We start from the raw sequence: 14,391 nt of genomic DNA on the forward strand, positions 1-14,391 counted from the left end.
ACTGATTACGTTTATAAACAAAAAAAGTGTCTAGATAAATCAGGAAAAGACATTCTACCAAGTGAAGCTTTAGTTTTCTGCCTATGAAACTAAAGTTTCTTCACTAGGAAACAAAAGTTTTGTCACGGAGAAACAAAAGTTTCTTCCGCATGAAACTCTTGGTTACTCTTGGAGAGCCAGATTATTCATCAAGGCGGGCAGGTACGAATCGCTGATAGGGATCAGTTCCTCGCCGATACGTATCCGCTTGCGCTCGATATAATTAATGTGGGAGAGGGATACGATGTAAGAGCGATGTACCCGGCAAAAACGATTCCTGTCCAGAAACTCCTCGAACCGCTTCAAGCTGACTTGCGTGAGCAGGGGCTTGCCATTGATACGGTGTACCTTTACATAATCGCCGTACCCCTCGAGGAAAAGGATCTCTTCCCGGCGGAGGCGGATGATCTTGCTGCCCTCCCGGACGAAGATGGGGCGTTCTGTTTGCTCCTTGCTCAGCGCTTGGTGAACATCGGCCAAAGCCTTGTCCAGTTTCTCGAAATATCCCATGAGCGTGTTCAGGGTCGAGGTGTCTCCGTCGAAAGTGATACATTTCAGCATAGTGTTTTTATCTTTATTTGTTGTACCGCAAAATAACAGGAAAGTTCGGTAAAGAAAGGTTAAGCGCCGATTAGTGGTATAATCGGGTCGGTGAATCGCCTTACGGGAGGGGGTGAAAAGACATTATTCCTCTTCCCTCAGAATCCATTTCTTGAAGACCGGGGTCTTGGTTTTGCTAATGATAATACGTTCGGGGACAGGTAAAGTGAGGTTGACGGACAGGCGGCTCCCGAACCAAAGATCTATATCCTTGATGGCATTGCGTGAAATGATGAATTGACGGTTGGCCCGGAAGAAAAGCCTCTCGTCCAGTTGCTCTCCCAACGCGTCGAGGGTACGGTCTACGGGATGTTGTTTTCCGTCGAAGGTATAGGCGGTAACTTTCTCGTTGGCCGTATAGAAATAAAGGATCTCCTCAACTGGTAACGGATAGAATTTATCGGCCAGCATGATCAATAAGCTCTTGATCGTGTGGCGACTCTGGATTGTACGGTTCGTTTGCCGGATATGCGCCAGCCTTTCCTCGGTATCGAACAGCCGTAATTTATTCAAGGCTCTTTCCAGCGAGGCCAGCGTGACAGGTTTCAGTAAATAATCGATACTGCTTACTTGAAAAGCCTGTAACGCATACTCATCGTAAGCGGTCGTGAAGACTACCGGGGCATCTATCTCCACCTGCTCGAATATCTTGAACGCCGATCCATCCGCTAAATGGATATCCATGAAGATGATATCCGGATGAGGCGATGTCCGGAAAAACTCCACGCTCTCTTCGATACTCTCCAGCTCGGCGATCACCTCGATCGGGGTAACCGTATTTTGCGCTAGGATCGCCTTTAAGCTATTAACGGCGGTAGTCTCATCTTCTATAATAACTGCTTTCATGAGTGAATGGGTTTATTAAGTAAAGGAAGCGTGACCTTGAAATATTCCTTGCGGTTGGAGATCTGGATGTCCTTTCCGGTAAGCATCCGGTAGCGCCCCCATAGGTTCTTCAATCCGATACCGCTACCTTTGCTATCTTCCGACTTAGGATGTATTTTATTGGATATGATTAGTTTGTCCTCATGGGTGGTATAGATATCGATCTGTAGCGGGTATTGCTTGCTGATAACGTTGTGCTTTACGGCGTTCTCGATCAAGGGGAGTACGCTCAATATCGGCAGATACCAAAGTAAGTAAGGGGTATCCGCTTGGATGGAGAAGAATAGTTTTCCCTCGTAGCGCACGCTCAGCAGATAGGTATACGCCTTTACGAATTGAAGTTCTTCCGCTAGCGTAACCAGCTCTTTCTTGTTGCTTTGCAAGATATACCGGAAGACGTTGGATAGCTCATCCAGATAAGCCAACGTCTGTTGTTTTTCTCCGCTCTGTATCAAGGCGTTCAATCCATTTAAGGAGTTGAAGAAGAAATGTGGGTTGATTTGTCCCATCAAGGCGTTATAGGAATTCTGTAACTTCTCGGTCTTCAATTGTTCATATTCCAGTTTCATTTGTTGCTTGCTGCTTAACAGGCGGATTAGTACGGAACTTAGCATAACCGTAAGGAAGACGAAAAGATGCTCCGTCATGAAAGAGTTAGGGACCGTGAAAGGCTTGGGAGGTACCGGTATGCCCCGGCGTTCGGCAGACCTGATGGTTTGCGTAGCCATCCTGCCCCGGTCGATGCGGATCATGATATCCTGGGTAGCTGGCTGGGGCCCATCTTCCCCAAGCCATTCTACGAAAATGGCCGTGTACAAAACCGGCGATAGATGAAACATGCCGTAGGCGATGCTGATACAAGTTACGCAAACCAGCAATACCCTTTTATACTCTTTCCTGCGGAAAAGCTTGTCCCCGAGCTTATACATCAAGCTGTTGACAATAAATAAGATGAAGGAGAACACGAAGAACCAGATTAGCAAATAATACATGGTGCGATCCGGAGGCTGGATACCCATGCTCGGGTTTCCGGTCTCGAACTCATATTTACGCATCAGAAGGGCGAAGTTCACGAAAATACTAAGCAAGACGGATATCGTGAAGCCGATCAATAAGTCGTTTCTTTTTAATTGTAACATAGATAAACCCTTTGTCTGCTTACAAAGATAGGGCTTCCTTATCCGAGCGGGAAAAGGAATCGACGAAACGGATAAAAATATCGGTGAATCGCCCGGGCTTCCGAAAATAATGTACCTTTGCCGGAAATTAGGATCTCTGTCGCTATGACGAAATGGTTTGTCTACATATTTCTGGCCAGTGTCTGCCTGTTGCTTTCCTGTGGCGGTAAATCCGTCCGGGAAAAATTTGCGGAGGCGGACCGGTTGGTAAACGAGAATAACTTAGATAGTGCCGCTTGGCTGCTGGAGGAGCAAATAACGCTTTCCGCTCTTTCGGATAGCGATAAGGCGGAGTATGGATGGAGGCTTGCTTGGCTTCATCTTTTGCAGGATCGCAGCTTGGTGAACGACTCACTCATCGACTACTCCGTGGATTATTATAAGGAGCATGCCTCGGAGCCTTTACTTTCCGCTTATTTCGTAAAGGCTATTTATATGGGTGATTCCCGGAAGGGATTGGAACAAAGGCGTTCCTTGTACCGGGAGGCGATAGATTCCGCTTTTTCCCGTTCGGATTCGACCTACCTTGTGCGTTTTTATGACAAATTAACTTCTATGACTTTCGGTGAGGGGTTGTATCGGGAAACGATCGCGGACTCGAAGGAATGGGAAGCTTCGCCAAAAGCCGGATTTAAGGAGATGGCCTATTATATGGCCGGGTTGAGTTATAGCCGCTTGCAAATGAGGGATTCGGCGGATTATTATCTTCGTTTGGCGGTGGATTCGTCCTTGGCTAAGGATATAAAATGGTATGCCCATCATTTTGCCCGCAATTATGCGGATTTCTTGTATGACTTTAATCCCAAGGCTTCTATCAGCTATTTGCGTTTGCTGAAGGAACGTTATCCGGAACGAGAAATCTTGGGATCCTATGTTATGCCTTGGATCAATCTTGGGGAGCTGGATTCTGCCCGGAAGTATATCGAGAAGAATACGTTAGACTTGGAGCGTAGTCACAGCGATGATATAGCCTCGCATGCGCTGAATTATGCCTATCAATTTATATTGGACGTAAAGGAAAATAAACCGGTGGATATTTCCCGATTAGGGCAATATTGTGATTCTTTGTATATCGTGAAATCGCAAACGGAGAAGGCGGAGCGAGAACGCTTGATCGACCAAAACCGTTTGCGCCAAGCGAACCTTCGTCTGGAGATGAGCCGGCAGCGCACGTTCTCTATCTTGGTGATCGTCTCCTTGTTTTCTCTATTGGTCGCTGGTGGAGTTTCCATCTATATCCGTAACCGAAGGAACCGTTTGATCGATATGGAGGAGCGTTTGGAGGCCTTGCGTCAGCTCTTGGACGAATCGAGGCAATCCGTAGCGGAGGAGGAGAAACCCGATAGTGCCTTTTTCCGTAAGGTCTTGTTGCAGCAATTGGGTGTTATCCGCTTGATGGCGACTACTCCCACGCAACAAAATAAGGAATTGCTCCAGCAAATGACTCGTATCACGAATGAGGATGTCCCGGTAGATACGCTTTTGGTATGGGATGACCTGTATCCGATTATCGATGCGGTCTATGATAATTTCCATACGCATCTGGTCCGATTGTCTGATGGGCGTTTGCTGGAAAAAGAAATCCAGCTTTGCTGCTTGTTATGCGCCGGCTTCTCTACCAAAGAAATCAGTGTGGTTACCCAGCAAAGCGTCCGTACGATCTATCAGCGCAAGACGGACATCCGCCATAAGCTGGGTATGGACGAGAAAGAGGATATCATCGGCAATATAAGTGCTCAAACGGCAAATATAAACTTTTCTCTCTAAGTCGTTCGCTAATACTTTGTAAATCAGTATGTGCGCATAATGCCTTGCACTTTAGTTTCTTGCCTGTATAAATCGATTTTAGCTGTTTACCTCCTTACATTTGTCTCGAATCAAATTTGAATTTTATGAGAAGACAAGTATTATTTGTGGGATTGATTTGCGTTGCCTTTTTGGTAAACGCGCAAGAGGAGAAAACGATCGATTTGGATGAGGTTACCATTCAAGCCTCTTCGATTATAAGGAAGAAAGACCGTCAACTTATATTCCCCTCTAAAGACCAAATGCAGCGCTCGATGGATGGCTTGGATTTGACAAGGCGGATGTCTTTACCTCGTCTATGGGTAGATCCGAATACGAAAAGTATCTCTATGGCGAATGGAAACGTTCAGTTGCGTATAAATGGCGTGTTGGCTTCTTCCTTAGAAGTCGCGGCCCTCTCGCCGGAGGATATCAAACGGGTGGAATATCACGATAACCCCGGCTTGCGATATGGGGAAGGAATCGATATCGTCTTGGATTATATAACGATCAAGCGGACTTCCGGAGGAAATCTCGGCGTGGATTTAAGCCATCAATTAAACACGTTTTGGATGGCAGATTATATATATGGTAAGTATAACCGAGGACGTTCGGAATTCTCTTTATCCAGCTTTGCGAACGGACACCGGTATAAAGAGGCATGGCAAGACCGGACGGAAATCTTTCATACCCCAGATGGTACCTTCCAGCGAACACAGGAAGGAATCCCCGGGAGGGATTATGAGATGTATTGGACTACGACGGCGAATTATAACTACACGAAGGATGATGATTATTTCTTGAACGCTAAGCTGAATTTTTATTATTATGACTATCCGCATAACTATAGCAGTGCCCTTTTAAGGAATAGCGAGAGCAAGATGACGACCGATCTTATCGATAATAATAAATCCTTGAATACCCGTCCCTCGCTCGACTTGTATTATTTCCGGAAATTACCACGTAAACAATCATTGGCTGTCAATGTCGTGGGAACTTATTCGAATACCGATAGCCGTCATACCTACCGGGAAGAACTGGAAAGTATTCCTTTGACAGATATTTATACGAAAGTAGATGGAAAGCGCTATTCGGTAATCGGAGAGGGTATCTACGAGAAAGAGCTAGAGACCGGTCGTATTTCCGCCGGTTTGAAACATACGCAGGCTTATACGGACAACGTATATTCCGGTTCCGGTGATTATACGACCCATATGACGGAATCTGAATCGTATATGTATGCGCAATACGTAGGAACTTGGAAGAAGTTGGTTTATAACGTAGGTTTGGGCGCCTCCCGTAATTATCTATCGCAAGAAAACTCGGGCTCTTATAATCGGTGGTATTTCCGCCCGCAGGTAACACTTACTTATACTATCAATGAGGTATTATCCGCTCGTTATCGGTATACCCTGCGCAATGTAAACCCATCCTTGTCTGAGTTGAGTAATGTGGAGCAATGGATTGATTCCTTACAGGTTCGTAGAGGTAATCCGGGTCTATCCCCTTTCTTATATCATAACAACGCCGTGGAATTTCATGTGAATACGGCAAAGGTCAAGGCCGGCTTTACTTTCTCTTACCAATACCAGCCCCGCATGGTCATGGAAGAGACCCTGTATGACGTTAGCCGGGGACTTTTTATCCGTACCTACGATAACCAACGGAGTTTCCATCGTTTTACGCCGGAACTGTATTTGAATTATTCACCCTTCGGCGATTATCTGCGCATGAATATCTCCGGAGGCTTGAACCATTTCCAATCGAATGGAAATAGCTATTCGCATACATACACGGATCCCTTCTATGTGATCTCTTTGAATAGCGATGTGAAGAACTTTAATTTTAACCTGTTGATTTATAAGAGAAGCTATAGCTTTTCGGGTGAGACCAGTCGTGAGGCCGATCGTTTTAATAGGTTGGGTATCGGTTATAGGATCGGGAAGGTTCAGTTAAGCGCTTCTTTCTCTACTCAATTTACCTCATCCGCCCGTTACCGGAGTAAGAACCATTCAGCGATCGCTCCCTATGTGACCGATCAGCGTTTTGGTGATATCTATCCGGGCTTCGAGATTGGATTCTCTTACCACTTAGATTTCGGTCGCAAATACAAATCCGTGGATCGTAAGTTGTATAATTCAGATAATGAATCGGGTATATTGAATAGTCGGAAGTAAGTTACTGTACATTCATACGTGAGGTATTGAAGTATATCTCCTATAGGGAAGGGAGTGTTATATTACGAAAATGACTTTTGATGTCTTTGTATAACTGAAAGTATTTGCTAACTTTGTTATCTATAACCAGAAAAAGGATAGGGTTATGACTATAGAGGAGAAGCAACTGGAATTTATGATTTATTGCATAGAGAGTACCGCGGAACGATTAGGGCGTTATGGTTCGGATGTATATAATAAACTGAAGGAACTAGGAGCGATCAATGGCTATATCCGCTCTTATTACGATACCTTGCATACGCAAGGGAAATCATATATCGTAGACTCCATCCTAGAATATATTTACTATCGTGATCCTCAATGGCTCCCGGACGGATATAAACCCTTCCGGAGTATTGAAGAAAAAGGGAAAACACTATGTTGACGGTTTATCATGGTTCCACTTGCCGCATAGAGGAGCCTTTGGCTGGGGTTTGCCGGCCTAATCTGGATTTTGGAATCGGGTTCTATGTTACGGACTTGAAAGAACAGGCGGTTCGTTGGGCACTTCGTACAGCAGAGGTACGTCATAAGGATGAGGCTTGGCTGAATGTTTATTCTTTGGATATGGATGTCTGTCGTGTCTTGCCATATCGCTATTTATGTTTCATCGTTGCTTCTGCTTTACGGAAGCGTTTCTTTTACCTAAAACACCTGCTCCACTTGTTGTCCCTGGTGCGGCTGATACGGTTATGCAGGGTAAATATAGGGGAGTTATCGAACTGCTTGCGTCTCGTTTGCGTATTTCTACCGATAAAGCATTAGACCTTTTTTATAATAGTGATACTTATAAATGCCTGACATTACAGAACGGAGATTTGCTTTTAAAAAGCGATCTCTACATTCTTGACGAAATCATACGAGAGCTGCAGGATAAACAGGGCTAGTGTCTTAACTTGCGTGCGGTTCCTTCTATACAAAAGGACACTTGTTCGTATTCTTTCTTTATAACCTTCTTATTCTCTAAAAGATAAGCTTGTATTCTTCGTTTGGCGGCGGCGAACGATCATTCGCTGCCGCCGAATATATATTCACTGCCGCCGAATAAAGTATATATTAGGTAGTGCGGAAATTTACATAGGGTTCAAGAAACATTTGTTTTGGTTTGTTTCGGCTTTTGTCCTTATGGATTGGATGAGGAATTCTAAATATTCGCATGGATGTTTGCGGGATTCATGGGAAATTCCGTACTTTGTACCGAGCCGTTAGAGTGGAAGCTCGGCGGGTTCGTTTTCGTGGAAAAGGCGTTAAAAGATATTATTCCCACTTCTGAAATCCCCAATTTCGTGCCCGGGAATAATAACAACAGACGCCCATGCTTGTTATAGTTACTTCGAGAGGAGCATCTTATAATGAAGCGTGGGGCTGCTGTTTGTTATCCGGGCAGGGTATGGGGATACCTAGAGGTGGGTGACAATGGCTAAGCCTCGCGCTTTTTCTTTGTGTGGATGATAAGGAGCGGTTGATGATTGTAGGGTAAATCAATTATTAATTCAAATAGAATGAGTATGAAAAAACTTTTCTTTCTTTTTGCTTTTCTCGTAGGACTTGGGATAAGTAGTAGTGTATATGCGCAATTGGTGAAGGAGGTAACACTGACCTCGGCCAATACGCTGGCATCCGAGCTAGGTACGGATGTGGGGAAGGTTACGACCTTGAAAGTAAATGGCCCGCTGGGAGCGGAGGACTTTCAGACGATGAAGAAGCAGATGGCGATGCTTCAAGTGTTGGATATGAGTGGGGTGACGGAACTGCCGAAGACTAAGTATTGGAATGGAAAAGAACATGTAGAGCTTCAAAGTATTCAGGAAGAGGCATTTCAAAATAAGCTGACACTTCAGATGGTGATATTCCCGGAGGTGCTTCAACAGATAAATGACAAGGCTTTTAAAGGTTGCAACAATCTGACGGAGGTGGATTTCTCGCAGGCTACGCAATTGATAATGATATGGAATAATGCTTTTCAGGAGTGCTCTGGATTGAAAATGTTGGATTTGTCGGCCTGTACAGTGTTGGAGCTGATATTAAGATCTGCTTTTTCTAATTGTTGCAATTTGCAGATGTTGGATTTGTCGGGATGTAATAAATTGATGAGGATAGATGGTGAGGCATTTTATTCTTGTTCTTCTTTAAAGACAGTGGATTTATCCTGCTGTTCGGCATTAGAAAATATAGATGGTTTTGGATTTTGTGAAAACTTGACATCTATCAATATGGAGGGCTGCACGGCCTTGACTTGGATTTCCGGTGGAGCGTTTATGAACTGTAGTAAATTATCTAATTTTGATTTTTCTAAACTGCTTGAATTGAAAGGAATAGGCGAAAGTGCTTTTAGAGGTTGTGCTTTGGCTGGTGACATTGTTTTTGCTTCAAGTATCCAGCAAATAGGAGAGAGTGCGTTTTATGGCAATGATGCTATAACCAGTATCGATTTTAGTAAAAGTACACAGCTCACAGTTGTATCTTCGGGAACGTTTAGTTCTTGTCGAAATCTAAAAAAGGTAGATTTTAGTAATTGTGCCTCCTTGAATACGCTGAATATAGGAGCTTTTGACAACTGCCCAGCTTTGGAAGAAGTCGTAATCGATAATGGTTTCTATACCTCTATTGATGGAGTATTGTTCGTGGTAGATAAGGCGAGCTTGTTGTTTTATCCGGCAGGAAAGAAGGAGTTGGCTTATGCGATTCCCTCTACGGTAAAGACTTTGGGAGAGGGTTCGTTTCCTTCCAATGAGTCATTAAAAGAATTAACCATCCCGGAATCTGTACAGACGATTAAGGGAAATGCTTTTAGAGGTAATTCAGAGTACGATCACGAATCATTCTCTAGAAATGGTGCGAAAGTAATCATGCAGTCGGCTACTCCGATCGGCCTTTCCCAATCGATTGGTTTGAAGAATGCCTTTGTGTATGTTCCGAAAGGCTCAGCGGAAGCCTATCGCAAAGCCTCGGTTTGGAGCGAGAGCAAGATCGTGGAGATTGATGCGGATCCGGTAGCCGTGGTCTTGGAGGCGGCAGGTACGCTTGGAACGAAATTGGCAGAGCAAAATATCCCGGTGGCTACCATATTGGAATTGAATATCAACGGCCCGATGAACGCAAGTGACTTCGAGATCATTAAGCAAATGGAGTTATTACAAAAGGTTGATTTGAGTAGCACGGTAATGGAAGATAATATCTTACCGGGTGGGGCGTTTTATCAAGATCGTAATGGGAATATAATTACGTTATCGTATTTGGAGGAGGTGGTTCTTCCTAATACGATAAAGGAGATAGGATGGGCTGCTTTTAGATCTTTACCAGCATTAAAGAAAGTGAATATACCCGAGTCTGTAGAACGGATCGGAAATTCTTCGTTCTCAGGTTGTTCCTGCTTGCAAAAGATCGATTTATCTTCATTGTCTCATTTGATAGAAATCAGTAACAATGCTTTCTCTTCCAGTTCATGCGTGCCTATTTCACTGAAACTTCCGGATGGATTAGAGACTATCGGTAGTTTTGCTTTTTCTAATACAGGTGTCACTTCTGTGGACTTCTCGAATGCGTCCTTGTATAATATAAGTGACAATGCGTTCGGTGAATGTCCGATCACTGGTGCGTTATCATTCCCCGGGACATTACGATCTATTGGTCATTCCGCTTTCGCTTCTGCCAAGGTTTCTTCCATCAAGTTGAAGTCCCCCGATATGGTTTACTTGAGTGAGAATGCTTTCGAATCCGTAGATAAGACTACCTGCAAGGTCTATGTCCCGAAAGGCTTGAATGAGACTTACAAAGCTGACAAATATTGGTCTGCTTTCAAGAATATCGAAGAGTTCGGATATCTGGTTACGACTTCTTACAAAGGCAATGGCCGGGTAGAAGGTGCCGGTGCTTACGAGACCGGCGAGATTGTGACGCTAAAGGCGATTGCCTATGGTGGTGATGTTTATGAGGCCGGCTGTTTCGATGGCTGGTACGAGAATAACAAGAAGATCTCTATCGATCCGGAGTTTACTTTTGTGATGGGTGAGGCCGATCGTTTTTTGGAAGCTCGTTTCTACAGTGAGGTTATGGCTTTTCGTGGAGAAGGAAATCTAATAAATGATGAGAATAAGGTAGACGGCTCTGCTGTCCTTTTATATAATGGTAGCTTGGCCGTTGAAGGCAACGAAGTTTGGAAACCGAAAAACTTTGCTTACTATCGGGATGCTTCCTTGCTGGTTGATTCCGATATACAAACAGAATCGATTACCTGCAATTGGGATGCTTGGAGTAATTATTGGCATTTCATATCTTTCCCTTATAACTTGAAGATGTCTGAAATCAAGCTGACGAGCAGCGACACTCGTTTCGTGGTACGGGAATACGATAGCAAGTCTCGTGCGGACAAGGGAGTGGGCGAGTCGTGGAGACAGCTTTCCGATTCGGAGACCTTGAAGGCGAATACGGGATATATCATCCAGTTCAACAGTAACGATGGGTTACCCGATGGATTTACTACCAAGACCGGCGATATGAAAGCCCTCCTTAATCGGGCGGGCGTGACGATTCCGTTGAATACCTACGCTTCGGATAATGCCATGAATGCCAATTGGAACTTCGTGGGGAATCCGTATCCCGCCTATTATAGCGTGGAGCGATTGTTTGCGGATGGATTGGACGCTACGGTGACGGTTTGGTCTCCCGATTTGAATAATTACGAGTATTATACGCAGGATGATAAGGGTGTTTATCTGGCACCGCTTACGGCCTTCTTCGTACAAAAGAAGACTTCCGGCTTGGTATTCAATCCGGAGGGTCGTGTGGCCGCCCTGCCGAGGGAAACGCAAGCGGCTTCAGCGTTACGTGGCGTGGATAACCGTCAGGTTGTCAACCTGCTGCTGGCAGGCGAGAAGGCAAGCGACCGTACCCGTGTGGTATTCAACGAGGCTGCCTCGCTGGAGTATGAGATCGGTCTTGATGTCGCCAAGTTCGGCAGTCCGAATGCGGATGCCGCATCTTTCTATAGCCTAGATAAGGAGGGAAACCGGTTGGCTATCAACGAGCGTCCGGTAGCGGATGGCGTGGTACGCCTTGGATGTGTCCTGCCTGTCAAGGGAAGCTATACGATCTCATTGAAAGAGAAGATTGGCGAAGGTATTCAGTTGGTAGATAAGCAGACGGGTGCCGTATGCGACCTAAATAAGGAGGCTTATACTTTCGAGGCCGAGGCCGGAACCCTCTCAGGTCGCTTAGAGTTGAGAAGCGATGTGGTGACTTCTGTTGAGGCAATCGATGTGCCGATTCGCTGGAACGTGCGAGAAGGCTTGTTGATCGTGTCCGGCTTGCGTGATGTGGAAACTTTGAGTGTATGCGATGCGGCGGGTCGTATTCATTTCGCTGGTAAAGTGACGGATGGTGAGGTACGTATGGCCCTACCTCAGTCTGGTATTTATTACATGACATGGACGACAAAAGCGGGCGAGCGTCAGACTTGTTCCATTAAATGGTAATCGCTATGAGAAAACGATTGTTTCGATATATTACGATGGCTTTGTCTCTTTGGATCTTCCTCGGAGGATCCATCGGGCAAGTCTATGCGCAGGATGAGTTCAATCCGACTCCTCCACCGGAGCCGGGGAAACTAACGCTCTTACTCTCCACGGATCCCCAAGGAGCCGCCTATTTTGAGCAAACGAATCCCTCCGGCATCTACGACACGGGTACGGAAGTAACGGTACGGGCCTATCCGCATACGAATTATGAGTTTGTGGCTTGGCAGTCCGCCGATGGCGAGGAGTTATCCGGCCTCTCGGAATATACCTTCACCCTTACGGAGAAAAACGCTCGCTTGATAGCCAAGCTACGTTTTAACCCGAAGGAGAATCCATCGGAGCCGGGAAATGGTTATTATAATCTGATTACGACCGTCAGCCCCTCCATGGCTGGATGGGTAGAACAGAATGGCCAAGGTATTTATGAGAATGGCAAAGAGGTGACACTTATCGCCCATGCTTATCCCGATTATGTGTTCAACCATTGGGAGAGCGATGGGAAGAAAGTGTCGGAAGAGGCAACCTATCGCTTCACCATGCCGGGCAAGCATGTTTACCTGCGGGCCGTGTACGACTGGAAGCCGAAAGATCCTTCCGAACCGGAGATCGGGTATTGCCTTTACGTGAACACTTCCGATCCGGAGGCCGGCTATGTATCGCAAAGCGGAAACGGTATCTATGAGTTAGGGGATGAGGTGACCGTGATCGCCTCGCCTACGAAAGACTATGACTTTATCGGCTGGTATGATGAGGCGGGTATGTGCCTGTCTACCGACATCTCTTATACGTTGACTATTAGTAAGCGAACCACTACGATCGAGGCTCGTTTCAAGAAGAGAGAGGCACCGGTGGATGAGGTGGAGATCGTACCCGGGCCGAATCCGGATGATCCTTCATCTACGGAGAAAGGCGGCGAGGTGGAAGTGATAGGCGAAGCCATTCCCGGCCAAACGGTCGAGATCATCGCGATGCCGAAACCGGGTTATGCTTTTGAAGGTTGGTATTTGGATGGCGTGTTTATCCCGGAGGCGGAGATGAGCCATGAGATCTTGATCGGTAAAGATATGGGTAAGCTAGAGGCTAAATTCCGGGAATTACCCGTTGACTTGGAAGTAGAGGGTGGAGAGAACGGTTGGGCGGAAGTGACTCGCTATCGAGGTGATGTCATTAACTTGAAGGCTGAACCGATCGTAGACCATACCTTTATGGGATGGTACTTGCTAGATCAGTTATTGTCGAAAGCGTTGAATTATGATTTTGATGTCAATATCCTACGTGCGGCCTTGCCCGCTATTCGTGCGGTGTATACCAAAGGTACGGTAGCCAATGAGACGATCGCTAGAGAGGAACTAGTCACGATCTCTTTCTCCGGGAACCAACTCTGCGTGACTGCTCGCCAAGCGATTCGTAGATTGATGGTTTATTCGTTCGAGGGGAACTTATTAGGTACTAACGGCCAAATGGAACAAGGTGATATCTATCGCTTATCCATACGTAGCCCCTTACTTCTCGTTATCGAGGCAACGGATGGTACTCGTATCGTCTGTAAATTATCCTCCGGACGGTAGTCCGTGGCGTGATTTGGATATATGATTCTTTCAATGCCCATTCTAAGGTTCTTATAATGCCCATCGTAAGCTCCTTTGAATGGGCATTGTTAGATGCTTACGATGGGCATTGTAAGAAACGATAAACAAAAAGCCATCCGGCATTCCGCTGGATGGCTTTTCGTATGGCAATAGAATCGGAGAGATTACACTCTCTTTTCTTTGATTCTTGCTTTCTTACCGGTAAGGGCACGCAAGTAGTACAATTTAGCACGACGTACTTTACCGACTTTGTTAACCGTGATGCTTTCGATAAACGGAGATTCGATCGGGAAAATTCTCTCTACACCTACGTTCTCAGACATCTTACGAACTGTGAAACGTTTTTTGTCGCCGTGACCGGAGATACGGATAACAACACCGCGATACTGCTGGATACGCTCTTTGTTACCCTCTTTGATACGGTAAGCTACCGTGATCGTGTCACCACTCTTGAATGAAGGAAGTTCCTTCTTCGTAGCGAACGCTTCTTCTGCAATCTTAATTAAATCCATTGTTTATAGCTTTTTAATTGTAATTTATAATGAAACGCAATTTAACGGGCTACATTTCCCGACAGAGATTA

Annotated in this window: 10 protein-coding genes; 6 read left to right on the forward strand and 4 right to left on the reverse strand. The window is 45.5% G+C overall.

Annotated elements, in window-relative coordinates; translation table 11 throughout:
• Positions 1-162 precede the first annotated feature (162 nt).
• The 3 genes from DWY79_RS14265 to DWY79_RS14275 form a co-directional block, all read right to left on the reverse strand.
• Positions 163-600, reverse strand: coding sequence for a LytTR family DNA-binding domain-containing protein (locus DWY79_RS14265; protein WP_121961722.1), 438 nt, complete (start codon positions 598-600; stop codon positions 163-165).
• Positions 601-723: 123 nt separating this feature from the next.
• A complete protein-coding gene (locus DWY79_RS14270; RefSeq protein ID WP_036618389.1) occupies positions 724-1,485 on the reverse strand; it encodes a LytTR family DNA-binding domain-containing protein in 762 nt (253 codons plus the stop codon).
• Complete coding sequence (locus tag DWY79_RS14275; RefSeq protein WP_005867144.1) at positions 1,482-2,663, reverse strand: sensor histidine kinase; 1,182 nt, start codon at positions 2,661-2,663, stop codon at positions 1,482-1,484. The genes DWY79_RS14270 and DWY79_RS14275 overlap by 4 nt, the downstream gene beginning before the upstream one ends.
• A 117-nt stretch (positions 2,664-2,780) precedes the next feature.
• On the opposite strand from DWY79_RS14275, the gene DWY79_RS14280 reads away from it, so the two are divergent.
• The 6 genes from DWY79_RS14280 to DWY79_RS14305 all read left to right on the forward strand — a co-directional run bounded on the left by DWY79_RS14280 (position 2,781) and on the right by DWY79_RS14305 (position 13,787).
• Complete coding sequence (locus tag DWY79_RS14280; RefSeq protein ID WP_229103500.1) at positions 2,781-4,469, forward strand: LuxR family transcriptional regulator; 1,689 nt, start codon at positions 2,781-2,783, stop codon at positions 4,467-4,469.
• Positions 4,470-4,594: 125 nt separating this feature from the next.
• Complete coding sequence (locus tag DWY79_RS14285) at positions 4,595-6,664, forward strand: outer membrane beta-barrel protein (RefSeq protein WP_048927498.1); 2,070 nt, start codon at positions 4,595-4,597, stop codon at positions 6,662-6,664.
• A gap of 145 nt (positions 6,665-6,809) precedes the next feature.
• Complete coding sequence (locus DWY79_RS14290) at positions 6,810-7,088, forward strand: DUF3791 domain-containing protein (protein WP_005867148.1); 279 nt, start codon at positions 6,810-6,812, stop codon at positions 7,086-7,088.
• Complete coding sequence (locus DWY79_RS14295) at positions 7,082-7,468, forward strand: DUF3990 domain-containing protein (RefSeq protein ID WP_233563987.1); 387 nt, start codon at positions 7,082-7,084, stop codon at positions 7,466-7,468. Before DWY79_RS14290 ends, DWY79_RS14295 begins: the two co-directional genes overlap by 7 nt.
• Positions 7,469-8,211: 743 nt before the next feature.
• A complete protein-coding gene (locus DWY79_RS14300; RefSeq protein ID WP_122369550.1) occupies positions 8,212-12,177 on the forward strand; it encodes a leucine-rich repeat domain-containing protein in 3,966 nt (1,321 codons plus the stop codon).
• A 5-nt stretch (positions 12,178-12,182) separates the two neighbouring features.
• Positions 12,183-13,787, forward strand: a complete 1,605-nt coding sequence (locus DWY79_RS14305) for an InlB B-repeat-containing protein (RefSeq protein WP_233563988.1) — start codon at positions 12,183-12,185, stop codon at positions 13,785-13,787.
• A 185-nt stretch (positions 13,788-13,972) separates the two neighbouring features.
• On the opposite strand, the gene rplS is transcribed toward DWY79_RS14305, so the two are convergent.
• Positions 13,973-14,320 (reverse strand): 50S ribosomal protein L19, encoded by a 348-nt coding sequence (gene rplS / locus DWY79_RS14310; RefSeq protein ID WP_005854040.1) that lies wholly within the window; start codon positions 14,318-14,320, stop codon positions 13,973-13,975.
• Between the last annotated feature and the right edge of the window lie 71 nt (positions 14,321-14,391).

It is taken from the genome of Parabacteroides sp. AF27-14, assembly GCF_003635425.1.
GTDB lineage: Bacteria > Bacteroidota > Bacteroidia > Bacteroidales > Tannerellaceae > Parabacteroides > Parabacteroides distasonis.